This is a genomic window from Bacteroidales bacterium (genome assembly GCA_023228145.1).
Classification (GTDB): domain Bacteria; phylum Bacteroidota; class Bacteroidia; order Bacteroidales; family CAIWKO01; genus CAIWKO01.
Genome location: JALOBU010000005.1, coordinates 63,237 through 87,028 on the forward strand (window position 1 = coordinate 63,237; position 23,792 = coordinate 87,028).

The following is a 23,792-nucleotide window of genomic DNA, read 5'->3' on the forward strand; positions in this document are numbered from 1 at the left end:
AAGTTGCAATTTAATATTTAAGCAGGTTTTGCAGGTCTTTTTCATTAAATTTCGACCTGTTAAAAAGGCTTGCATAAAATTCTATGGTCGTTTTCTCATCAAGATATTTCTTTAAAACCTGATGGCTTTTCTGCACTCGCAGGGGGTTGGTTAAAACATCGCGCATCCATATATACAGGAGTTCTTTGATATCATCGCTTTTTAACGGCACTTTGTCATCCGGAAAAAAATCGCCGTAAAATTCCACTTCCCCAAACATCTGCAGGTGCAATACTTTTTTTTCCTGATGGGCGATGGCAGCAAATTGTTCTTCTGTAGGCTTAAGAATATTAAATAGTCTGGAATTATTATACAATCGTAACATGCTTAAAGTGGGTTGGGCAACATATTCAAATGAAGCAGCAAACCTGACAGTATCCATTGCTTCATCAAAAGTTTCTGTTGGAAATCCTATCATATAAAATATGCGGGTAATAAACCTTTTTGATGCTGCATGAATTACTTTTTCAGCTTTTTTCAGGTCTAGGTTCTTTCCCATCATTTTTTGCAAGCGTGGTGTAGCTGTTTCCACAGCCAGTGCCATTTCAACAGTACCTGCCTTTTCAAAAAGGTCAAGCATTTCTTCATCCATCTGGTCGACACGCAACCCATTCGGGAAATTCAGCCGAACGCCAGGTAGTTCTTTAGTAATTAAAGATAACACTTTTTTCGCCTCCTGCATGGGAACATTAAAAAGGTCATCCAGAAATACAAAATCACTAATTCCCAGACTTTCTTTGCGTTCCCGCATTTCGGCAACAACATTTTCCGCTGACCGGCGCCGAATCCTCTTTCCAAAAATCTGGTGACAGTAAAAACAACCGTAAGGGCAACCGCGTGAGCTTAAAATATATGCGGGTTTGGAAGTATCCTGCATGGTATGATCTCGTATACCAACATAATCTTTCAGGTCTATATAACTATAATCCGGAAATACAATAGTATCAATATCCTTTATCAAAGGACGCGGATCATTAACAAAAACCTTTTCATCTCTGAGTACAGCAGTTCCCCTAATATCACCTGGTATGGAATCTGATTCCATCAGACGGTCGATCAGTTCCACAAAAGTGTCTTCACCTTCTCCGATTACAGCGATGTCAACACACCCATTCAATAAAATTTCAGCATAAGAAGCGGAGGAATAAGGCCCGCCGCCTATTATCGGCAGTTCGGGCTTCAATTCCCTGATTTTATCTGCCACCAACTTAAAGGTAGATTTAGCTGTGGATAAAGCCCTTAACCCAACAATATCAGGATTATACGAAAACAAAAGCTCTTCAATACGTTTTAGTGGATCTTTGTAAGTATAAGTATGAAAAACTTTAAACTGAATATCAGGAAACGATTTTCTGGCTGCAGAAACAAGATACAAAAGCCCGACAGGATGATGACTGTAATGAAGGGTTCCGGGATCATCCTTGTCCTCGAAAACTTCAACATCAATTAAAAGTACCCTGTTTATCATTATACCAACGACATTAAAATGTGCCCTTCCAGCTGCAAATATAATATTTATTGCTAATTTTGACACAAATTAGCGACATGTGTTTATGAAAGATTTCACTCACTTACGAAAAAATTTAAAGAAAGATTTTTCGGGTTTAATACAGGTAAAAGTGGCTGTGTTAGGCGACACCTCAACACAGTTTTTAGCTGAGGCCATTCGTAGCATGGGATATGAAAAAGACTTCAACATTGTGATGTGGGAAGCCGATTATAACCAAATTGAAAGGCAGGTGTTTGATAACACATCTGAATTATATAAATACAAACCAGAAATTATAATCATTTTCCAGTCTTCGCATAAATTACTATCCAAATTTAATAAGCTACAGCCGAATCAATACAACACACTTGCCCGAACAGAATTAGGGATAATTGATAATACATGCAACACTTTATTCCACAACCTCAACACAAAAATAATTTTTTACAATTATTCAGAAATCAACGATGCTGTTTTTGGCAATTATTCCAATAAAACTGAATCGTCATTTTTATTTCAACTTAGAAAACTCAACTACGAGTTAATGGAATATGCCATTAAAAATCATGATTTCTATTTGTGTGACCTTTCTGCGATACAGAACAGGTTTGGCAGGGCTGTTTTTTTTCAGCCATCAGTATACGTGAATGCTGAAATGGTACTTAGCATTGATGTTCTGCCAGAAGTGGCTTCCAAAACCATTGATATCATCAGCGCATTACGTGGGAAGTTCATAAAGTGCGTGATCCTCGACCTGGACAATACCACTTGGGGCGGAATCATCGGTGAGGACGGGATTGAAAATATTCAACTTGGCAGCCTCGGCATCGGAAAAGCCTTTACCGAATTCCAGTACTGGATAAAAAAACTCAAGAACAGGGGAATCATCATCGCAGTTTGCAGTAAAAACAGCGAGCACATCGCAAAAGAACCTTTTGAAAAACATCCCGACATGGTTCTGCAACTGAAAGATATTGCTGTATTTATTGCTAACTGGGGCAACAAGGTGGATAACATCATTCAGATCCAGAGCATCCTGAACATAGGTTATGATTCGATGGTCTTTATAGATGACAGCCCTTTTGAAAGAAATATCGTGAGAGAAAGCCTGCCTGATGTTTGTGTGCCGGAATTGCCCGAAGACCCGGCAGATTACCTGGAGTATCTTTATGGGCTGAACCTGTTTGAAACAACATCTGTTTCCGGCGCAGATGCTGAAAGAACCAGGCAATATCAGATTGAAGCACAGAGGAGTATCGTACAGCAAAAATTTACCAATGAAGATGACTATCTGAAAAGCCTGAATATGCTGTCAGTGGTTGAACCATTTAATAAATATAACACACCCAGAGTCGCTCAACTTTCTCAACGCTCAAATCAGTTTAACCTCAGGACTGTTCGCTTCACGGAAACTGATATTAAAAAAATTGCAGAGTCTGAAACCCATTTTACTTTTGCATTTACCCTTGAAGATAAGTTTGGAGATAACGGATTGACAGGCGTGATAATCCTTCAAAAAGAAGACACCGATACGGTTTTTATTAATACATGGTTTATGAGTTGCAGGATTTTAAAAAGAAGGATGGAACAATTTATGCTTAACACGATTGCATCATTTAGCATTGATAACGGATACAGTTACTTGAAAGGAGAATATATTCCAACAATAAAAAATGAAATGGTGAAAGAACATTATAAAAATTTAGGATTTGAAAAATCAGGAGAATTTTGGGTGTTACCTTTAAAAGATTATGAGTATAGAAAGTGTTTTATTAACAGGAAATTAGGTGAATAATCAGTTAGCAGTGAACAGTTAGCAGTGAACAGTGATAATGCGCAATAAATAATAAAATTGACATAAAACAAATAAAAAATGGAAAGAAACGAAATTTTAAAACAAGTCAACGAAATCTTTATTGATGTCCTCGACAAGGATACTATCGTTTTAAATGACAATACAACCGCCAATGACATCGAAGAATGGGACTCACTGGCTCATATACGCCTGGTAGTAACTATCGAAAAAAAATTCAATGCTCATTTTTCATCAAAGGAAATTCAAAGCTGGGATAATGTGGGTGAGATGATTGATTGTATTTGTGAGAAAGTGAAATAACAGTCGGCAGTTGTCAGTTATCAGTTATCAGTTAACAGTTAACAGTTATCAGTTAACAGTCGATAGTTGGAAAGCGGTTAAAATTAATTTTAAATAATGGCAACGGGTTTCAGAAATTTATTATTTTTTTAAAAATATTCGTAGCAAAAACATGCAAAAAACCCTGGATTATATTATTGATAGCATAAGTTCGAAGAACAAATTACATGCTAAAAAAATAAAAAACAACATAAAAAACTTTGACGAAGAGTATTACACACGTGCTGACAATTTCTTCAAAAAATACCTGACTATACTTCAAAAAGACAATAAAACCATTGATTACGCTATAGATTGCTACCTTCAGATGATTGCAGATATCAATTATGAAACGGTGCAGTTTGCTAAAACGGGAGAATATTCCAGTAAGTCATTCGAAGAAGTAAATAAAAGGGTTTACAGCAACCCTGAAGTGATGAAGTATTATGTTCATGGCATCCTTATGTCACAGTTTTTATGGGCACACCATTACAAAATTCATACATTCTTCAGCAAAATCATCAAAGAAAACAGCAACCACATTTCACGTTATCTTGAGGTGGGCGGAGGACATGGCCTATACGCATCCGAAGCCATTAAAATAATCGGCAAACAATCTACATTTCATTTGGTAGATATCAGTCAAAGCTCACTTGAACTGGCAAAGATGATGATTGATAACGACACCGTCAGTTATTTTCACTCGGACATTTTTCATTTTGAACCCTGCACCAAATATGATTTTATTACCATGGGAGAAGTTCTGGAGCATGTGGAAGAGCCCGGGAAACTTTTAAAAAAATTATATGACTTACTTGAAGATAACGGAAAATTATTTATAACCGCCCCTACCAATGGCCCTACCATTGACCATATTTATCTTTTCAAAAATGCTGACGAAATAAGAAATTTGATTGCGTCTGCAGGTTATTTTATTGAAAAAGAGTACTGTGTATATGCTGAGGATGTTAGCCCGGAAATTGCTGAAAAATATAAGGTATCTATGATGTTTGCAGGGATTCTGAAGAAAAAATAGCAATCGGTTTTTGTTGCCTTCCTAACCTGAACATTGTTCATCAATTAAAGGTTGCAGCAGCTTACTTTTGAGTAAGCTTTAAGATTTAATCACATTTTATCTTTTACTTTTCAGAATAAATCCCGTAAACAAAACCATTAACAAAATTGAAACAGTTACAAACAAGTACATATTCTGTCTCAACAAAACTATCCACTCTATTTTTTCGGTGAAATAACCGGATGTAAAACAAAAATACGGGTCAGTACCAACCTGATAGTATATTCCATTTCTTATGTCAATATCATTCAGTAATAGTTTTTCAGGTTTTATTTTGCAAATATCAAAATCATTTCTAAAAACCCCTGTTTTTGTTATCAGGCTCATGCAACTTATATCTGCGGTACTGTCGTTAATGTCGCAACGCAGGAATTTATTATCGTTCAGGTTTAAATCCATTTTGTAAAACCGCCTCCAGAGATACAAAGAATTAACTTTCTCCGCATCAAAAAACGGGTTATTGCTGTAATAAATATCTACTCCTCTCACTACACGCTCTGTTTTCACCGCCAGCTTGCCACTTTCATCAGGCACTGCAAAATAGACAATTAACATTAAAAATGTGGCCGATATGGTTGCAAAAATAGTATTAAGTCTGGACGGAGATGCTGCAACAATAATTATTAAAACTAAAATAAAAATAAAAAACACCAATACCCTCATTTGTTCATTAGTCTTATTATCATGCCAGGTAAAAGCAGGAGCAAATCTTATCGTTACAGGTGTATTTGAATTTTCAACAAGGACATCCATACCGGCACCTTTTATTTTTTTTGCATTAGTAATCCGGCAGTTTTCCATCTGCCCTGGGTACAACGTTGCAACTTTTCCTTTCGTATAATAATTCATTGATAGCAACGAAACAGTGTCGCCCGCATGAAACCCGCTGAGGCGCAACAGCAGGCATGCTTTATCATCCAATGCTTCACATTCTGTCTGCAGAAGTTTATAGGCCTGCAACGAGTCTGTTTGCCATTCGCTTAAAGGCTTGCCTCCACCGAACAATTCAATATTTGCAGCTTTTGCCGTTTTTATCGAGAAATATAATTTATCCTTTTCTGCAACAGACTGCTTTGTACCGCTTTGCCATGTAACAAAAGCCCAAAAAGCCGGTATCACTATAAATAAAAGATGTATTCCTTGTAGACTGTTTTTAAATTTTTCGGGCAAAATAAAATGCAAAGAAAGGAGTATCATAAAAGCCAGAAGAGAAGCCAGTAAGAACATATTTTGCCGGGAAAATAAAACCAGCTTAAAACTTTTTTGAAATCCGGCATGTGTAAATAAAAAGTAAGGGTCATTGCCGCATACAATATATTTTCCGTCTTTCAAAATCAAATCATTCAGTATCAAATTTCCTGTAACAACATCAGAAATTTTCCAAGATTTATTTAACACACCCGAGCTAAGTCCAAAACTCAAGTCAAACGCAGCATGTTTAGCACTTTCCAAATCAATGCGCATAAAAGGCTTACTTTCAATATCTGTTGGATATTCAAAAACATGAACTCCCGAATCGCTTTCAAAAACCATATCTCCCGAAAAACAAGGAGTTGTACTGCAAAATGTTTCAAATCTTTGAACAGGTTTATCTGAAATTATTTTTGCTGTATATGTATCATTATGCCATAGGAAATAAAATAACATCATGAGCAAGGCCCCGAGCAGACAAGAAAAAACAAAGTGTCTTACCGGGGGCGCTATGAGAAAAATAAAAATCAAAACAACAACAAACACAATGATGATAATGTTGTACTTCAACCCGCTTTTATCTGCTGATTGCCACACTTTACAACTTTGTATTTTTACTATAATTGGTGTTTTTGTTCCTGAAGAAATAAGATGTAAGGCTTCATCTTTTTTGAATGCTCCTGCATTCATAATAGTGCAATAAGGATCTTTGTAATCATTAAGGGAATAAAGTTTTCCGTTCCGGAACATATTAAAAGCATTGATAACAGCAGTATCTCCGGCTTTCAGGTTTTCTATTTTCAGTGTCAGCCCTTTTGAGTCATCAATATCTCTTAGAATATCACAATATTTATAACCCTGAGAATCAATGCTCCATGAAGCAAGGGAATCATTGCCGTCAAATAATGAAACGAATACAGGGCTACCTGCCTGCATTGAAAAATAAAAATAATCATACGGTAATTTAAAGGCTTGCTTTGATGTGCGCTCATGCATAACAAAGTACAGAAGCGGGAACAGCAAAAAAAGCAGATAGGCCGGTTTAAAACTTCTTCTGAACATAATCTGAATTTGTCTTTATTGGAATTAACAAATCATCCAGGAACAACTCACCCACTTCAAACAATACCACATCCGGTTTGAAAGCCATAATTTCCTTCATGCTCATGTTATGCTCCCAAACAAATCTGCTTTCTCTGAAATGATGAACGAAAAAAGACGCCCATTGAACCATATATGAATCTCGGTAGCAAAGTAACCTGCCATGGCCTTTTGCATTGTAATAAGTATTTGTTCTTATCATCCGTTTATCCTCTATAGATTCCTCATACACAGTATCAGGGGTTAAAGGTTTGACATCAAACTTCATCCTGACATATTTTTTGTTCACAATAATGCATTTTGCAAGGTCGGCACGCTTGTCAAGTACTGTGTCCATAGTAACTTCATGGTCTTCAAGGGGACTGTCGTACAAACTGTCTAGGCCATATATATAGGCCATTACAGGCTGGTAGGCTTTAAAGGCACCATATTCATTCCAGTGGGTGTCGTAATCATAAAAAAGTTTTCGGCCGGAGTTTTCTTTTTTCAATGTGGCCAAAGTATCGTCCAGATGAATAAAATAATCTATCCCTGCTTTATTCATTTCTTCTATCAACTGGTCGGAAGCTGTTGGCCTGCATTGCTGAAGCCTATAATATTCGGGCATAAGTTCCGGATAGATATGCTGTTTAGCAGGTGGCAGCACAATCAAAAACTTAATTCCGTATTTTGCGAGCAGGTCATGCTTTTGTTTTGTTGCCCTGATAATCTCCTGAAGTTTGTTATCAGACATGCGGTTTTTCCCCATAAAATCAAATAATACAGAGCCAAGCGCAGGAAAAAAAGTCAGCTTCTCACCAATAATCACAACGGATGGCAATGGCGATTGCCTGAATAGTGAAATATAAAGTAACGACCTGCTGCCAATCAATAAATTCCGGTATTGAAAATGGTCGAAACACCATTGTGTGTTTCTGGTAAAAAACGAATCAGGCTCGTGAATCATTAATTTCCAATCAGGATATTCTTCAAGGCGACGGTTTTCAATATTCGGCTGGTCAGGATAAAAATCAAATATGTTATCAAGCCAGAACATCGAAATTCCAAGCAAAAAGGCAGAAATAAAAAAGAATCTTGTAATGCCTGTTTTGTCCATAAAATACCAGAGCATTTTCTTTCTAAATACGATAATCAATATTGTAATGTCAAAACAAAGCATTAAGATGATATAAATAATCTCTATGATTTTCAATTTATACCTCACTTTACTGCAGCGTTCGGGAATGTTTATAACAATGTTTGGAGAAACCTCTGCTTCATTTTCATATAATACTGCTCCATCACTTTTCTGCATCAAGCGCAGGCCTTCATGTTTGTTTTTTTCGAAACCGGAAAACTTTATCGGGCACGGTAAGCCATCTACAACAACGCTATGTAATACCGCCATATCAAAATTTTCCGGAAAATCGATATGAAATGATGGTAGAGTATCTAAATGCCGTATTTTATATGTGTATATATTCCTGCCTGTTTTAAGGTCAAGCCTGATTTGCTTTTTTCTGTCCCATCCTTCACCCTGCCCAAGACGTATGGCAAGTGCACCTTTTCCGTATGAAGTAAAATCTATTTTAATTTCAACTTTTCCATAATGTAATACAAAACGAAAAAGCAAAAAAGCTGTTCCGGCACTAAACAAGAACCACAAGAAAACAATCTGAATGATGTAACTCCATTTTTTCATCAGAACCGGAAATAAATGAATGGATTATAAGCCATGGTAGTTATTGACATCACCGACAATAAAAAAACAAGCAGTAGTAAAACTCCTTTTATAATTTTAAATATTGTTGCAGCAATACCTTTTTGCAACCATTGCGGTAAGGGTAGCGGCATGCTGAAAACGATTCCGAACAAAAAAACCACTTTCTGCTCATTGGTAACAAAAGCACTTAACCCAAGCTGGCTGATATCGTCAAACGTGAACATGGCATTGTAATATTTCGCAGCAACATTAAGGTCAGGCGTCAATACCAATATCCCACTGTTAATTATTATAAAAAGAGAATATATTACAGCAAAAGCTTTAAGTTTTTTGAGGTATTTTAAAAGAAATATCTGCTCCAGTCCAAGGAAAAAGCCAAGACTCGTGCCCCAAAGAATGAAATTCCATGTTGGACCATGCCAGATACCACAAACAAAAAAAGTTATTATCAGCGCGATAAAAATTCCAGCATTACCCCAATGGCGCATATTCATTGCCAGCGGTGTAAAAATATACTCTTTTAACCAGTTATATAATGTCATGTGCCAGCGCCGCCAGAATTCTGTTATTGAACGGCTTATGTATGGATAGTTGAAATTCTCCGGCAGGTTGAAACCCAGCATTTTGCCAACACCTATTGCCATATCGGTGTAGCCTGCGAAATCAAAAAATACCTGCAAGGCAAATGCTATAGCTCCTGTCCATGCTACAGCAGGACTAATAATACTCAGGTCCGTTTCAAGTATCTTTGCCGTGAGCAAACCGAGCGGATTGGCAATCAGTACTTTTTTACCGAGGCCAATGATAAAGCGTTTTATACCTTCGGTGAAACGACCTGCATCAAATTTTCGTTGCGAGATAAAAGGTTCAAGCTGTTTATAGCGTACCAAGGGCCCGGAAATCAGCTGGGGGAACATTGTAATATAAAGTATAATTTTCCCGGGGTTCTTCTCAAAACGATTATTCTTGCGATAAACATCAATATTATATGATATGGACTGAAAAATAAAAAAAGAAAGCCCAATGGTTGAAATTGTTTTTATTTCAGGCAAGCTTTCAACTCCTGCATATATCAAATTGTCAAAAATAAATCCAAGGTATTTAAAATAAATCAAAATTCCAACATATGAAATGATGGCAATAATGAGAAATCCTTTTTTGAATTTTGTTTTTGCAATGAGCAGTGAAAAGAGCCATGCAGCGAATGCTACAATAATTAACAGCGCCACAAGTTTCCCTGCTCCAAAGGCATAAAAAATTAAACTGGCTAAAACAAGAAATGTGTTTTTCATCCATAAACGTGGCAACAGGTAATAACCTATTAAAAGTAGAGGGGAAAAATAAAAGATGAAAATAATGGAGCTGTAAACCACGGTTTTTAATTATAATAAATTATTTACAACTATTGCCATTCATAAACCCAATAAGGATAAGAAAGCAAAGATAACAATAATGAATCATCTAAAATTTATAGTATCAAATATTGGCAAATGAATAAGTAGTAATTTTACACTTAGAATATTTCTGATAAATAGTATCTTTGTAATAGTTGAAAATGTACTTAACTGTTCAAAACCGAAAATTTGATGAGTTTTCAAAGAGTAAAGATAATTGATATTCCATGCCACAAAGACAACAGAGGAACTCTTGTCGCTATTGAACAGAACAAGGATGTCCCTTTTAAAATAAAACGGATATTCTACCTGTATAATATAAAGAAAAACCGAGGGGGCCATGCTCTTAAAAATACAGACGAGATGTTGATAGCCGTTTCGGGCAGCTTTAGCATCAGATTGTCAGATGGCAGAAAAACAAAAACATTTAGAATGAGCAACCCATCCAAAGGGCTTTTTATACCCCATAGGATTTATCTTGACATGTACGATTTCACTGACAATGCGGTATGCCTGGTTCTTGCCAACCGAAAATATGACACAAAAGAATATCTGAAGACTACGGACGAATTTTTATTGTATCTGAAAAATACGGAATAATAAGTACATTATAGTGGTAAAAGCCTGGGACTACATCGAAGAATATAAAAGTGAAAAGGAAGAAATCTTATCTGCCATTCAGGAGGTATTAGCGTCAGGCTCCCTGATACTGGGAGAAAAAGTAAAAAAATTTGAAGAACAATATGCCTTGTATTGCGGAGTAAAATACGGCGTGGGTGTTGACAATGGCACTAATGCTATTTTTTTGGCATTAAAGGCCTTAGGTATTGGTTGCGGTGATGAAGTCATTACGGTTTCAAATACTGCGATAGCAACAGTATCTGCCATTGTTTCGGCAGGAGCTACACCTGTATTTACAGATATTGAAGAAAAATCATTTTTGATAGATACAACTAAAATTGAGAATACTATCACTCCGAAAACAAAATGCATACTTCCTGTTCACCTGTTCGGGCAATGTGCCGACATGGACGAAATAAACCGGATTGCAAAAAAACACAACCTTAGTGTGATTGAAGATTGTGCACAAAGCCACGGAGCTGTTTATAAAGGGCAAAAAGCAGGTTCTATGTCAGACATTGCAGCTACTTCCTTTTATCCGACAAAAATTCTGGGGGCTTTCGGAGACGCAGGAATGGTACTGACAAATAATAAAGAATTATATCAAAAAGTAATAAGGCTACGTACCTACGGAATGTCAAAAACAAATTATTCTGAAGAACACGGGTATAATTGCAGGCTGGATGAGCTTCATGCCGCCATACTTCTGAAAAAGTTACTATATATTGAAGAATATATTAATAAAAGAAGAGCACTGGCCGACCGGTACTATGAGCTTCTGAAAGACACTTCGCTTAAACTTCCTCATGAAATGCCTTATGGAAAACATTCCTATTACTTATATGTTGTCAAGCACCCTCAAAGAAATCTTATTTTAGAAGAATTAAAGAAAAAGGAAATATTTCTTAACATTCATTATCCCTATCCTATTCACACCATGAAGGGCTATAAATACCTTGGTTTTCATATAGGTGATTTCCCTGTAACCGAACAAGCCGCCGCCGAAATATTCTCACTACCTATATACCCTTCACTGACCTTTGATAATCAAGAATACCTCGCTGACATCATTCATGAAATATTGATAAAACATAACTTATAAAAACAAATCCGAATAACAAATATGCCCATGACAAATTCCGGTATTAAAATTTCGATCGTTATTCCTGTCTTTAATGCCCAAAATACGATTGCCAGGCTGGTTGATCAATTAATTTCTGAAATACCCCAAAAATACGATAGTGAAATAATTCTGGTCAATGACTGTTCATCTGACAATTCGCATAGTACATGCCTCAAGCTATATGAAGAACATAAAGGAAAAGTGAAATACTTATCCCTGGCAAAGAACTTTGGCGAGCATAATGCAGTTATGGCGGGATTAAATAAAGCTTCCGGAGATTATTCTGTTATCATGGATGACGATTTCCAGAATCCCGTAAGCGAAGTAATAAAATTGGTTGAATATGCTGCAAGCAATGATTTTGATGTAGTTTACACTTATTATGAAAAGAAAAAGCATAATCCCTGGCGCAATTTCGGAAGCCGTTTGAATAATGCAATGGCCAACATTTTATTAAAAAAACCACGTCATTTGTATCTTTCGAGTTTTAAATGCATCAACCGTTTTCTTGTCAATGAAATCATCAAATATGATTTGCCTTACCCTTATATTGACGGGCTTATCATGAGGACAACATCCAATATCGGGAAAATTGAGGTGCAACACGACAACCGCGAACATGGAAAATCAGGATATACTTTGAGAAAGCTTATCAAATTATGGTCGAACATGTTTACCAGTTTCTCGGTAATTCCTTTGCGTATTTCCATTTTTGTTGGTTTGTTTTTTGCCATCACCGGGTTTTTATTTGCCATATATTCGGTAATAGAACATTTCATTGTTCCCACACTGCCTCCTGGGTTTTCGCTCACCATCACTTCCATCATGATTTTTGCAGGAATTCAGCTCATTTCGCTTGGGATGATTGGGGAATATATCGGGCGAATTTTCATTTCGCAAAACAAACAGCCACAATACACTATTAAGAAAGAGTATTTGTAATTATCAGGACAACATTAGCATAGTGATAAGTTCCAAATTCCAAGCCCCAAGTTCCAAATTCCAAGGGGAAAAATATATGAAAATTGAATTATGGATTTTGGATTTTGAGACTTGGGACTTGGGGCTTTTTAAATCTCAACACCCTTAACTATAAAAGAAAACCCACGTGGAACCAAACCAATACAAGTACATGTTCGATGCCGAAGACCGCCACTGGTGGTACGTAGGTAATCATGAGATTTTTATTGAATTACTAAAAAAACATCAACTTTTAAAAGAAAACATTAAGGTTCTGGATGCGGGCTGCGGCACAGGAAAATGGCTGCAACGATTGACTTCACAAGCTCAAGTAAACTATACAGGTATTGATTACCATCCGCAAGCTGTTTCACTGGCAAAAAGCAGAGGGGTGAACAACGTCATGCAGGCCGATTTGAATTCTTATGATGCTTCGCATAATTCGCTGAATTTAATTACATCTTTTGATGTGATATGCAGTAAAGATGTTGATGACAAACTAGCTGTTCCCAATTTTTACAATTGGTTAAGTGAAGATGGGAATTTGCTGCTCAGCGTTCCGGCATACCGTTTTCTGCTCGGAAAGCATGACGATGTGGTGCATCAGAACAAACGTTACTGTAAAAAAGAAGTGAAAAAACTTTTAGTAGAAAACGGTTTTGAAATCATTAAAATTTCTTATTGCGTATGCCTGCTTTTTCCTGTAGCTGTGTTAAAAAGATGGTCTGATAAGGTTTTCAAATCAAAAAACGCTGAACATAATGAGGTAAAAATGCCTGGAAAGTATATCAATAAATTTTTTCTCACCATAATGCGCTTTGAGAAGTTTCTACTAAAGCATATGTCTTTGCCCTTTGGTTTGTCAGTAATAGTGCTGGCAAAAAAGTCAGTTATTGATAAATAATTATCATCCCTAATTATAAAAAATTATTGTTTTTTCGCTTTTATAAATAATTTTACAGTATTGATTAAGATGGTTAAAAAAGAAAAATTATTAATACTGATTCCAATATTTTCATTGGCGTTATCGGTTTTTTCTGCCGGCTTAATCCTCTATTTCATTCTAAAATACGGCGTAGATGTCCCTTATAACGACCAATGGAACTATGCTGAGTTTTTTGTCCATTATTTTGATGGCACCCTGACATTTGAAGAGTTATTCCGCCTGCAAAATGAATACAGGCAGTTTTTTCCCAACATTATCTTTCTGGGTCTCGGCCTGCTTACCGACTGGAATGTTAAATATGAAATGCTCGTGGTTTTCCTGCTTGCCTGCCTGACTTCATATAACATTCTCCGGCTATCATTTTTTACCCTGAAAGGAAATAAATGGATAAATTGGGTTTTATTTTTCATCGCCAACTTGTTCATCTTCTCTCCTATGCAATATGAAAATTGGTTGTTCGGAGTACAGATACAGTACTTGTTGCCCATGGCATGCATCAGCAGTTGCCTACTTTTAGCACTTACCAAAACAAACAAATACGTTGCACTTATAGTTTGCATACTGTTGTCATTAATCAGTTCTTACTCAACGCCCAATGGGTTTCTTTGCTGGCTCCTGACATTTCCTGTTTTACTAATACGTAGCCCCAAAAAAAGTTTTTTCAGAAAATGGCCTGTTGTTCTCATCTGGTTAATGGGAATTGCACTTACGCTGTTTTTTTATTTTTTTGATTACAAAAACCCTCCTGATTATCCCAGCACATACAGCATTTTTGAGCACCCAATAGATGCAATAAGGTATTATTTTGCATTGCTGGGCAACCCAATACGTATCGTACACTCCCTGCAACACATCACGGCGGTTGGAGGAGTTGTATGCTTCATTTTCATTCTGATTCTGACTTACCTATTCTATCACCGCAAAGACAAACTATTAATTCAAAATTCAATAGTATGGTTAATGCTGGCAACATACTCACTGGTTAGCGCCGGACTTGTAACTATTGGGCGCCTGGGTTTTGGATTGTACCAGTCGTTATCATCACGATATACTTCTTACACATTATATCTTATTGTGGCCGGTATATTTCTTCTTGCCCTAATCATCAGGCACAATAAAATCAATACCAGATTTGTTATTTATAGAAATATTTTTCTTGCAATCTTTATTGTTTATATTATTTCTGTAAAGATTGACACTTATCCTGTCGCCGTAAGCGACCTGAAAATCTTTCATTCACGTATTCAACATGGCAAAGCTGGGTTGCTGTTCATCAATCATTTTCCTCATCAGGAATGTGAAAATAAAATTTACCCTTACAATCCCCGTCAGCTTTGGTGTTGGGCTAACCTGCTGAATGATTTGGGGTATCTAAGGCCGGCTTTGCTTAAAACAGATGTGATACAGGATATTGAAGGAGAAGAAAGCGGGGAAGTTGCTTATGGCTCGCTTGATAAAATTGAAAGGCTGCAAGGCAATGAATTCAAAGCCTATGGTACTGCAATGATGCCTGACAACAAAAGGCCCGCCGATGCTGTACTGCTGAGTTTCGATAATTACGAAGGAAAATCATTACTTCTTGATTTGTATAATGGAGACAGCATCAACTGGACAAAAACATTTTCACTGGGCATGGTGCCTTATGACACTGTAACTATAAGTGCCTGGGCATTTGATGCAAATAATGCGAAAGCATACAGGCTTCATGGAAATTACAAACTTGCAAAAATAGTTTATTAGAGTAAATTTATTTATTTGATAATATCTGTCGGTAATAAGTTAGATTTAATGGGACAATGCATACAATTAAAGTCAAAAATTGAAAAATATTTCTTTCTCCTTGCTTTCGTAAATTTTTCATTTCTGAAGATAGTGCCCAGTGTATTTTTTTCATCCAGCACACCAACTTCCTCGCTGTAATAAGAGCACGGCCTTATTTTGTTTTGCTCCCTTATCATAATTTCATTGAAAGGCCTGTTACATGAAACACTATTTAAAAATTTAAAATCACTGTCTTCTCCATGGGTGTAATAAACTTCTTTTACATTGGAAACCTCAATTGTTTGTTCATCAGGCTTAATTTCATTCCGTTGTAATATGTCAATATCCGGTAAAGTTTCTGGTTCGTATTCGCCTTGAACAACGTAAGCATCAGGTATTCTGATAGGGATATTGTATTTCACAGACTCCTGTAAAATCAAATTCCGGTAAAAGTTAAACTTTTCTTTATGGTTGGAGAGCATCTCTTCGTGTTCACTGAAATAGGTATTTCCAACCATATGGCGAAAATCAATTAATTCCATCCCTAATTCTTTACAAAAACCCACGAAGGCCGGAGCTTCATGTATATTAGAATTCATAAGTACAAAGTCCATATACATCAGGGGAAATGTCCTGTTGAAAATTCTTTTCAGGTCGCGCAATGCCATAATGTTGCCTACAATTCTTTCAAAATTAGCCCCAACCCTTATTCTTTCAACAGTGCTCTTTTGCACGCCGTCAAGAGAAAACAAAATTGTTGTAACCTGGTTTTCGATAATGTCTTTTCTTATCTTTGAACTGAGCAACATCCCATTAGTACAAACACCTATTTCCATGTGCGGAAAATCTTCATGTATCATCTTCACTATCTCTGAAAAGTGTTTTGACATCAGGGGCTCATAGCCACAAGAAAGCATAAGGTGCCTGACATAAGGTGCTATATCCATCAGTTGCTGTTTCAACTCACCGGCTGTGATATTCTGCGCGGGTTTTGAATAAATTTCTTTTTCCCTGCAATGGCACATGATGCATCTGAGGTTGCATTTATTGGTAATGTCCATGCGTATTGTAATCCAAGGGTGTTGTTTAAGTGTTTTAAAATATTTTTTTTCGTTAATCTTCAATTTCCATTCGGTGAGCACCCTGTTGCTTTCTACATCGACATCCTGAATCGTATTTGTGGAAAGGATTATATTTATTTTTATTTTTTTTGTACAGGTTTCTGATATTTCAACTTCAACTTCAAGTTTCATTATTTCACTCCGGTTGATGGAATTTTTTTGCGCACGTATTAAAATACCGCAATGTTCATTCTCAGAAAAATCTTTAAATACTGCAGCAACATCAAGGCGATGCCTTCCATATTCTATGGAGAGTTCTTTGTTTTTTAATTTGTCGGCAAAAGTAATATTCCTTATCTTTCTGGAACAAAGCAGCCATCCGGAAATTTTATCTGTTTTCTCTGTAAGATGGTTTTTGTCAGGATAATCTATACAGTATAAAAAATTTATTATCATTAAGTAGTAATGTAAAATCGCAAATTATTTCATTCCAAAATTATGTACCCCAAGTGATAAATTTGGGTTGTAGCAGGGGTCATGTTCAATATATGTTTTCCATTTCTTCCTGAACATGTTTACCTCTTTTACATGCTTCTTGTAGGATTCGCTGGTGCTGTGCGGGTGCCCGCGCGACATGGATTCAAAATGGTAAAGTTCACAATGCGGCACATACAGGTTGTAATATCCTGCTTCCCTGATCTTCAGGCAGAAGTCCACATCATTATACTCGGTGCCGAAACTCTCATCGAATCCTCCGACTTCATCAAACACGGATTTGCGGACCATAAAACAAGCTCCGGTAACTGCAGAATATGTGTTTAGCATATTCACATAATTAAAGTAGCCGGGGCCGTCACGGTCTTCGCCCACAAGCACATGCCCTGCTGCGCCGCCTAATCCCACAATAACTCCTGCATGTTGAATGGTATCATTATCGTATAATAATTTAGCGCCAACCACTCCTATTTCTTTTCTTTGTGCATGCTCCATCATGGCTTCCAGCCAATCCGGCGAAATCACTTCTGTATCGTTATTGAGCAGGAGTATAAATTCCCCACTCGCATTCTTTCTCCCCAGATTAATAAGCCGCGAAAAATTAAATACTTCCTTATCCTGAACGCATTTAAAAGGTATTTTGCTCTGTTTGGTATATTGTTTAATCAGGGTAAAGAATTCCTTTTCGTCGCTGTTATTATCAATGACAATTATCTCAAAATTTCGGTAGGTAGATTTCTTATCAATGGAACGTAAACATTTTCTTAGCATATCAGCTTTATTCCTTGATGGAATAATGATGCTGACTTTTGCGTTCTTATTGTTCAAACCAAACCTGATGCTGTACCCCCTGAAACTGTCAAGGAAATCAACTGTAGCTTCCATTCCCCGCCTTGCCATGGCTTCATACAGAGCGCTTTGCGCAGCACGGTATGCATAGGGTTTCACGGCTTCACTCAGAGCAGCGCTTTCGCTGTGAACACGCCAGTGATAAAGCACTTCAGGTATGTGAATGACTTTGTTGTATATTTCCGTGTACCTTAAAACAAGGTCATAATCCTGGCTGCCTTCAAAACCCACGCGCCAGCCGCCCACATCACGTAACTGTGCTGTTTTGAATGCACAAACATGGCCCAGATAATTGCGTGAAAGAAGGTTGTCGGGGCACCAATCAGGTTTAAAATGCGGCTCGGAATGTATTCCCCATTCATCAATTTTATCTTCATCAGTATAAATAAGGTCGGCACCGTCTTTCAGGTTAATTGCTTTAGCCAACTGATACAAAGCATCCTCACGCAAAATGTCGTCATGGTCCATCAATACGGCATACTCTCCTACAGCTAACTCAAGCGCTGAATTGGAGGCGCGAGAAATATGGCCATTATCTTCGCGATAAACCACTTTGATGCGCTCATCAGCTTGGCAATACTTTTCAAGTGTTTCCCTCACTTCAGGGTCAGAGGATTTATCATCTGCGATGCAAAGCTCCCAGTGCTCATAAATCTGTCCGATAACAGAGTCGATGGCTTTGGTAAAAAGGTCTATACGGGGATTATATACCGGCATGATGATGCTGAACAAAGGTTTTTGATTGTAGTTTGTTAACTGCCTTTTATACTGCTTTATCATGTCTTTGTTTAGTTTTTTTCTCAGCAAATATTGAGAATACTGGCTTGTGGTAGCAAGGTAATTACCAACGACCTCAATGATAACAACCTTACGTGTTTCAAAAATAAGGTAAAGCGATTTAAACACTCTGGTAAGAAATAACCTTAGCAGACGGCCTCCACGTTTAAAAACGTAGTTGTAAAGTATGGAAAAAAAATTTCGTTTTTCACCTTTCTTAACATTCGAACGCAGGCGGTTTAAATACAAATAAAAGTACTTTCGGAATTTTACCAGTTTGCTGCTCTCCAGTTCAGCTAATTGCTTAATAAGCTTGTCCATGCTTTTCAGCGCTGTGGCAAGCTGTTTGTTTAGCTCGGCTATCTCTTTTCTGGCTCTTTTGTATTTTTTTTCCCAGTTATGATCTTTGTCATCGTCCTTGGGTTCATAAGCAGAATACAATATATTACTACCTGATTCGTCCGATTCTATTAATTTATCTTTCTTATAACCCATTTTGTCGCTGATTCATGCTTTGCAAAATTATGAAAATTCATGATAAGGCTGATTAAAAAATTGAAGGACCATAGTGAAGGTCTGATATAATGTCGGTAAAACGTCTCACTCGGTTAATTAAACATTTTTAAATAAATATCCGTTGCTTCCTCTGCTGTTCCATTGCAAATCATTTTGCCATCTTTAAGGCAAATGCCCCGCTTACAAATTTCTTTTATTTCGTTGACACTATGCGACACAAAAAGCAAGGTGGCACCTTTATCCAATATTTCGTGTATGCGGTTCATACACTTTTTCTGAAAACCCTTATCACCCACGGCAAGCACTTCGTCAATCATCAGCAGTTCCGGCTGGGCTATCATCACACTGCTGAAGGCAAGCCGTGCCAGCATCCCTGTGGAATACATTTTGGCAGGCATACGCAACTGTTCTTTTGTAAGCTCGGCGAACTCTGAAATTTTATCCACCATTTCCTTACGGGTGTCTTTTTGATAGTTGCCTGTAAGAGCCAATGCTATACGGATATTTTCATAGCCCGAAAGTTCTAGTTCAATACCTGCACCCAAAGCAAGAAGTGGAGATACCGGTACCCTCGAATATACCCAGCCCTTATCGGGCTTGATTATTCCCGCAATAGTGCGCATCAGGGTGCTTTTTCCGCTACCATTGGGTCCTAAAATACCAACGGAATCCCCTTTATATATTTCCAGGTCAATATTGTGTAAAACCCTGTTCTTCTGAAACGGATTGAATAATGAGGCTTTAAGAATAAAGTCCTTAACGGAATGTACTCCTTTCCTGTTCTGCAGATAGCTCACCGACACATCTTTCATCTTTACAACATATTCCATAGCAGCTAAATATTTGAAATGAATCCGTTTCTTGTTTTACGATAAATAATAAAGGCCAGAACGATAGCAACCGTAGTAATAATAAGGCAATTATTCAGATAATGTATGGAGGGTGCGCAGCCATTATGTAACACATCTCTTACTATTTCAAGAAAATGGTACAGGGGGTTATATTTTACAATAAATCTGTATTGTTCGGGAATAATTTCATAAGAATACGCAATGGGAGATATGTAGAATAATGCAGGATTTATGGTATTCCATAAAATACCTATATCCCTAAAAAAAACATTTAATGAGCCAAGTATAAGTCCCACAGAAAAAAGAAATACTGAAAACAACAATACTATCGGAATAAGATACATGAGATTCCAGGTGAACTGCATGCCCATATAAATCATGATGGCCATGAAAGGCACCAGTGCTAGCAAAAAATTAATAAATTCACTTCCCAGTTCTGTTAACGGATATATTAATTTAGGTAAATTGAACGACTTGATAAGGTGTGTGTTTTTTATAAACACATTGCAAAGCTGATTAGTAGCTCCGGAAAAATAAATCCAAAACACCATTCCGCTAAGAACATATAACGGATAATTCTTAATCTCCGGAAAAGCTGTTGAAAATATTATTAGAAATATAAGAAGGTATATAAAAGGATGTAACAGGCTCCATACAAACCCCAGCAGCGAATGCTTGTATTTTAACTGAAGGTTCTTATAAATAAGAAAAAAAACAGTATATCTGCGGTAACCCGCCATATAAAAAATTTTGAGCAAAGGTAAAATTTATAATGTATTTTGTATAACAAAAACCTTAAATTAATAGCTGCTGAATTTGTGGTTAATTATTTCATATTTTCACCCCAGCGAAAAGTTGTAATCGAAAAACCGGCAAGCGAAAGAAGTTTGTCAACCACAGTATTTATTATCTCATTTTTACTATGGGGCTTTGAGTAAAATGATGGTGATGCCGGGCAAATAATAGCTCCCGCCTGAGCCAGTATCTTAAAGTTTTCAATATGCACTAAATTGTAAGGCATTTCACGAACAAGTAATATCAGTTTCTTGTTTTCTTTCAACATAACATCGGCAGCCCTTGATATCAAGTCGTCAGCATAGCCATGTGCTATTCTTCCAAGTGTGCCCATGCTGCAGGGGCATATAAACATTACATCATAATTAGCAGAGCCAGAGGCAAAAGGTGCAAAAAAATCATTATTCTTATACACTTTTTCTGTTGAATACGTTTTTAATGTATCCCCAATTTCATGTTTCCATACCTCTTTTGCATTTTCAGAAAACACTATTCCATAATCGCTAATTTGTTCCTTCATTTCTGAAATACACTTTATCAATTGCTTTGCATAAACAGCGCCGCTTGCACCGGTAACCGCTATCACAACTTTCTTCTTCATATTTCATAAATTACTGATAAAGAAATGGTGCTGTTGTATTGCCAGCGGTCAAGGCGCCAGCCCGTACCCACCTGAGGCTTGCGAACAGGAAGAAATGAATTTTCAAAACGCACATTGGCTTTCAAATGTGGGATGATATTTATACCCAAGCCTGCCAATGCACAATAATCAAACTGGTTGAATACAGGGCGTTCGGAATCCATTACCAGGCCGTATTCATCCTTTTCGGTGTATTGTCTTTTAAGCAACACACCAAGTACCGGCCCGACTTCCAGGTAAAATCGCTTCACAAATTGCCACTTATATAATAATGCTGCTTCCACATAATGAAGATTAAGCTTATACACAATATAATCATTATTTTTAGGATGCTGGTTTTTGCTGCTGCCCTTTAAAATATAAGATAATTCGAACTGCAGAAAAGATTTTTCTGTAAAGCCATAATTAACAAAGCCTCCGGCATACCATCCTGCTTTATTGAAACCTGATAGTTGGTCGCCCGAAATTTGCGAAGCAGCTATGCCGGCAAAAAAGCCTCCGCGAAATTTCTGCGGGAATGCAGAAAATGAATACGAAAACAGTATAGTTATTATCGCTATTTTATAATGAATACGCATCACTCTTTACAGTATTGTTTAATAAAAGATTCACCCATTTTGCCACTAAGTTCATGATATTTTTTGGCATCTTCACACGCACCGGCATCATCATGGAAATAACTCCTAACCATCATGCGCTCTTTGTAAAAATAAGGGTCATCAACATCCACCGAAACAGCAAAGTCAAGGTCATCCAGAATTTGTTTCTTCTGTATATCGGAAATTTTACCACTAAGATAATATAAATAAGTAATCGCCCTCAGGTAATGCGTTTCGGCATCCTCAGAAGCATGAATAACACCCTTTTCTGCATATTTGTATGAAAGTTCATAATTGGGCAATGAAATATGAGTCATCGTCAGATTATTAATGTAATTCAAATTCGTTGTGTCAAGAAGGTATGCTTTGTTAAAATAATAAACAGCCGAATCAAATTCTTTTTTTTCGTTTTTAATAATCCCCAACATATTCCATGCTTCATCATATAACTTGTTAATGGATGTGGCTTTTTTAAAATGCAAGTATGCCTCATCCATATCGGTTTCCACCACTTCCATGCCTTTGTTGTATGCAATCATGTCTTCTCCCGCAATTTCCTTAGATATAAATTTAACTTCCTGCCCTTTAACAAAGTGGTTCTTTTTAACTCCGTTTTCGGTAATTATGCTTAACTCCTTAGTAATATAAAAAGTAACTATATCTTTTGATATTGACTTTACACTAACCTCAGCAATAGAAAGCCAGCCGTTAACTGTAGCCCCAAACATCTGCGTCTCGAAGCTTTTTTGCAACTCGCCCTTAGTTCCTATTTTACTTACGTAATTTATATGATTACCAAAAACAACCTTAAGTTCATTTTTATTTTTGGAGATAATGCTTCCTACTATTTCAGTAAGCAGAGTATCGCCATCTAACTTTTGTGTTTGCGCTATTGTTATTGAACAAAAAAAACATATTAATATAATTGTAACGAGATATCTCATACTTTTTTTTGTAAAGATACAATAAATGACCAATTATTATTTAACTTTTTAAACATAAAAAAGCAAACAAAAGTATAGAATAAAAAAATATAATATGTCATAATGTCCCATTAAATATTACACGACCTGTCATTATGACCGTCTTTCGCATATACCATTTTAAATATAAAGTGTTGATTTTCTGATTTTTAATTTTTCTCAAAGTATTTTAAATTCAAAATTGCATAAATTTTGAATGAAAGCAAGCAGAATAAACAATAAATAAAAACATAAAAAATAGGAGGAAAAAATCATGAAACTAATCAGATGGAACAACGAACCGTTTTTCTCGGATTTGGTAAACAATTTTTTTGAAAACGAATCCGACAATTTTCTCAGCAGAAGGCATTGCCTGACACCGGCTACAAACATTGTAGAAAATGAAGAGTCATTTGAACTGGAGATGGCCGCACCCGGAATGAAAAAAGAAGATTTTAAAATTGACATTGAAAACAATGTGCTTACCATTTCTTCGGAACAAAAGGAAGAAACAGAAGAAAACAACAAAAACTACACCCGCAGGGAATTCTCATACGGATGTTTCAGCCGTTCTTTCATTCTTCCCAAAATCATTGACTCGGACAAAATAAAGGCTGAATACACAAACGGTGTTTTATGCCTGAATCTGCCGAAAAAAGAAGAAGAAAAAACCAAACTTAAAAGACAGATTGAAATTGGCTAAAAGCTAAA

20 protein-coding genes are annotated in these 23,792 nt (G+C 36.7%); 9 read left to right on the plus strand and 11 right to left on the minus strand.

Going from position 1 to position 23,792, the window contains the following annotated elements:
- Window positions 1-10: 10 nt before the first annotated feature.
- On the minus strand, window positions 11-1,573 hold the full coding sequence (locus M0R16_03780) for a B12-binding domain-containing radical SAM protein (GenBank protein ID MCK9612003.1): 1,563 nt from the start codon (window positions 1,571-1,573) through the stop codon (window positions 11-13).
- Between the two features lie 19 nt (window positions 1,574-1,592).
- On the opposite strand from M0R16_03780, the gene M0R16_03785 reads away from it, so the two are divergent.
- From M0R16_03785 to M0R16_03795, 3 genes are all read left to right on the plus strand, one after another.
- Complete coding sequence (locus M0R16_03785) at window positions 1,593-3,323, plus strand: HAD-IIIC family phosphatase (protein ID MCK9612004.1); 1,731 nt, start codon at window positions 1,593-1,595, stop codon at window positions 3,321-3,323.
- Window positions 3,324-3,401: 78 nt separating this feature from the next.
- A complete protein-coding gene (locus M0R16_03790; protein ID MCK9612005.1) occupies window positions 3,402-3,644 on the plus strand; it encodes an acyl carrier protein in 243 nt (80 codons plus the stop codon).
- Window positions 3,645-3,795: 151 nt separating this feature from the next.
- A complete protein-coding gene (locus M0R16_03795; GenBank protein ID MCK9612006.1) occupies window positions 3,796-4,698 on the plus strand; it encodes a class I SAM-dependent methyltransferase in 903 nt (300 codons plus the stop codon).
- Between the two features lie 96 nt (window positions 4,699-4,794).
- On the opposite strand, the gene M0R16_03800 is transcribed toward M0R16_03795, so the two are convergent.
- The 3 genes from M0R16_03800 to M0R16_03810 are packed head-to-tail and all read right to left on the minus strand — an operon-like array spanning window position 4,795 to window position 10,023.
- Window positions 4,795-6,990 carry a hypothetical protein gene (locus tag M0R16_03800; GenBank protein ID MCK9612007.1) on the minus strand — a complete coding sequence of 732 codons (2,196 nt, stop codon included), beginning with the start codon at window positions 6,988-6,990 and terminating at the stop codon, window positions 4,795-4,797.
- Window positions 6,971-8,710 (minus strand): hypothetical protein, encoded by a 1,740-nt coding sequence (locus M0R16_03805; GenBank protein ID MCK9612008.1) that lies wholly within the window; start codon window positions 8,708-8,710, stop codon window positions 6,971-6,973. The genes M0R16_03800 and M0R16_03805 overlap by 20 nt, the downstream gene beginning before the upstream one ends.
- A complete protein-coding gene (locus M0R16_03810) occupies window positions 8,710-10,023 on the minus strand; it encodes a hypothetical protein (GenBank protein ID MCK9612009.1) in 1,314 nt (437 codons plus the stop codon). Before M0R16_03810 ends, M0R16_03805 begins: the two co-directional genes overlap by 1 nt.
- A 294-nt stretch (window positions 10,024-10,317) precedes the next feature.
- Between M0R16_03810 and M0R16_03815 the strand changes: the two genes are divergently transcribed.
- From M0R16_03815 to M0R16_03835, 5 genes are all read left to right on the plus strand, one after another.
- Entirely contained in the window at window positions 10,318-10,725 is a 408-nt protein-coding gene (locus M0R16_03815; GenBank protein MCK9612010.1) for an FdtA/QdtA family cupin domain-containing protein, read from the plus strand.
- A gap of 13 nt (window positions 10,726-10,738) precedes the next feature.
- Window positions 10,739-11,848: a DegT/DnrJ/EryC1/StrS family aminotransferase gene (locus M0R16_03820; protein ID MCK9612011.1), complete on the plus strand. Its 1,110-nt coding sequence runs from the start codon at window positions 10,739-10,741 to the stop codon at window positions 11,846-11,848.
- Window positions 11,849-11,875: 27 nt separating this feature from the next.
- Window positions 11,876-12,811, plus strand: a complete 936-nt coding sequence (locus M0R16_03825) for a glycosyltransferase family 2 protein (protein ID MCK9612012.1) — start codon at window positions 11,876-11,878, stop codon at window positions 12,809-12,811.
- Between the two features lie 166 nt (window positions 12,812-12,977).
- On the plus strand, window positions 12,978-13,733 hold the full coding sequence (locus tag M0R16_03830) for a methyltransferase domain-containing protein (GenBank protein ID MCK9612013.1): 756 nt from the start codon (window positions 12,978-12,980) through the stop codon (window positions 13,731-13,733).
- Between the two features lie 69 nt (window positions 13,734-13,802).
- Complete coding sequence (locus M0R16_03835; protein MCK9612014.1) at window positions 13,803-15,515, plus strand: hypothetical protein; 1,713 nt, start codon at window positions 13,803-13,805, stop codon at window positions 15,513-15,515.
- A gap of 11 nt (window positions 15,516-15,526) precedes the next feature.
- Here M0R16_03835 and M0R16_03840 read toward each other — a convergent pair whose 3' ends face one another.
- The 7 genes from M0R16_03840 to M0R16_03870 form a co-directional block, all read right to left on the minus strand.
- Window positions 15,527-17,053 (minus strand): radical SAM protein, encoded by a 1,527-nt coding sequence (locus M0R16_03840; GenBank protein MCK9612015.1) that lies wholly within the window; start codon window positions 17,051-17,053, stop codon window positions 15,527-15,529.
- A 24-nt stretch (window positions 17,054-17,077) separates the two neighbouring features.
- Complete coding sequence (locus tag M0R16_03845; protein MCK9612016.1) at window positions 17,078-19,213, minus strand: glycosyltransferase family 2 protein; 2,136 nt, start codon at window positions 19,211-19,213, stop codon at window positions 17,078-17,080.
- A gap of 113 nt (window positions 19,214-19,326) precedes the next feature.
- A complete protein-coding gene (locus M0R16_03850) occupies window positions 19,327-20,064 on the minus strand; it encodes an ATP-binding cassette domain-containing protein (protein ID MCK9612017.1) in 738 nt (245 codons plus the stop codon).
- A 5-nt stretch (window positions 20,065-20,069) separates the two neighbouring features.
- A complete protein-coding gene (locus M0R16_03855; GenBank protein MCK9612018.1) occupies window positions 20,070-20,825 on the minus strand; it encodes an ABC transporter permease in 756 nt (251 codons plus the stop codon).
- 86 nt (window positions 20,826-20,911) lie between these two features.
- Window positions 20,912-21,481, minus strand: coding sequence for a UbiX family flavin prenyltransferase (locus M0R16_03860; GenBank protein MCK9612019.1), 570 nt, complete (start codon window positions 21,479-21,481; stop codon window positions 20,912-20,914).
- Window positions 21,478-22,098: a PorT family protein gene (locus M0R16_03865; GenBank protein MCK9612020.1), complete on the minus strand. Its 621-nt coding sequence runs from the start codon at window positions 22,096-22,098 to the stop codon at window positions 21,478-21,480. The genes M0R16_03860 and M0R16_03865 overlap by 4 nt, the downstream gene beginning before the upstream one ends.
- Window positions 22,098-23,063 carry a hypothetical protein gene (locus tag M0R16_03870; GenBank protein MCK9612021.1) on the minus strand — a complete coding sequence of 322 codons (966 nt, stop codon included), beginning with the start codon at window positions 23,061-23,063 and terminating at the stop codon, window positions 22,098-22,100. Before M0R16_03870 ends, M0R16_03865 begins: the two co-directional genes overlap by 1 nt.
- 292 nt (window positions 23,064-23,355) lie before the next feature.
- On the opposite strand from M0R16_03870, the gene M0R16_03875 reads away from it, so the two are divergent.
- Window positions 23,356-23,784 carry an Hsp20/alpha crystallin family protein gene (locus tag M0R16_03875; protein ID MCK9612022.1) on the plus strand — a complete coding sequence of 143 codons (429 nt, stop codon included), beginning with the start codon at window positions 23,356-23,358 and terminating at the stop codon, window positions 23,782-23,784.
- The last annotated feature ends 8 nt before the right edge of the window (window positions 23,785-23,792 follow it).

Excerpts from the sequence above, each read along its gene's own strand:
- M0R16_03800 (MCK9612007.1), bottom strand. The coding sequence starts at position 6,990 with ATGTTCAGAAGAAGTTTTAAACCGGCCTATCTGCTTTTTTTGCTGTTC.
- M0R16_03860 (MCK9612019.1), bottom strand. The coding sequence starts at position 21,481 with ATGAAGAAGAAAGTTGTGATAGCGGTTACCGGTGCAAGCGGCGCTGTT.
- M0R16_03805 (MCK9612008.1), bottom strand. The coding sequence starts at position 8,710 with ATGAAAAAATGGAGTTACATCATTCAGATTGTTTTCTTGTGGTTCTTG.
- M0R16_03810 (MCK9612009.1), bottom strand. The coding sequence starts at position 10,023 with ATGAAAAACACATTTCTTGTTTTAGCCAGTTTAATTTTTTATGCCTTT.
- M0R16_03825 (MCK9612012.1), top strand. The coding sequence starts at position 11,876 with ATGACAAATTCCGGTATTAAAATTTCGATCGTTATTCCTGTCTTTAAT.
- M0R16_03785 (MCK9612004.1), top strand. The coding sequence starts at position 1,593 with ATGAAAGATTTCACTCACTTACGAAAAAATTTAAAGAAAGATTTTTCG.
- M0R16_03815 (MCK9612010.1), top strand. The coding sequence starts at position 10,318 with ATGAGTTTTCAAAGAGTAAAGATAATTGATATTCCATGCCACAAAGAC.
- M0R16_03845 (MCK9612016.1), bottom strand. The coding sequence starts at position 19,213 with ATGGGTTATAAGAAAGATAAATTAATAGAATCGGACGAATCAGGTAGT.
- M0R16_03790 (MCK9612005.1), top strand. The coding sequence starts at position 3,402 with ATGGAAAGAAACGAAATTTTAAAACAAGTCAACGAAATCTTTATTGAT.
- M0R16_03875 (MCK9612022.1), top strand. The coding sequence starts at position 23,356 with ATGAAACTAATCAGATGGAACAACGAACCGTTTTTCTCGGATTTGGTA.
- M0R16_03870 (MCK9612021.1), bottom strand. The coding sequence starts at position 23,063 with ATGAGATATCTCGTTACAATTATATTAATATGTTTTTTTTGTTCAATA.
- M0R16_03850 (MCK9612017.1), bottom strand. The coding sequence starts at position 20,064 with ATGGAATATGTTGTAAAGATGAAAGATGTGTCGGTGAGCTATCTGCAG.
- M0R16_03840 (MCK9612015.1), bottom strand. The coding sequence starts at position 17,053 with ATGATAATAAATTTTTTATACTGTATAGATTATCCTGACAAAAACCAT.
- M0R16_03855 (MCK9612018.1), bottom strand. The coding sequence starts at position 20,825 with ATGGCGGGTTACCGCAGATATACTGTTTTTTTTCTTATTTATAAGAAC.
- M0R16_03795 (MCK9612006.1), top strand. The coding sequence starts at position 3,796 with ATGCAAAAAACCCTGGATTATATTATTGATAGCATAAGTTCGAAGAAC.
- M0R16_03865 (MCK9612020.1), bottom strand. The coding sequence starts at position 22,098 with ATGCGTATTCATTATAAAATAGCGATAATAACTATACTGTTTTCGTAT.
- M0R16_03835 (MCK9612014.1), top strand. The coding sequence starts at position 13,803 with ATGGTTAAAAAAGAAAAATTATTAATACTGATTCCAATATTTTCATTG.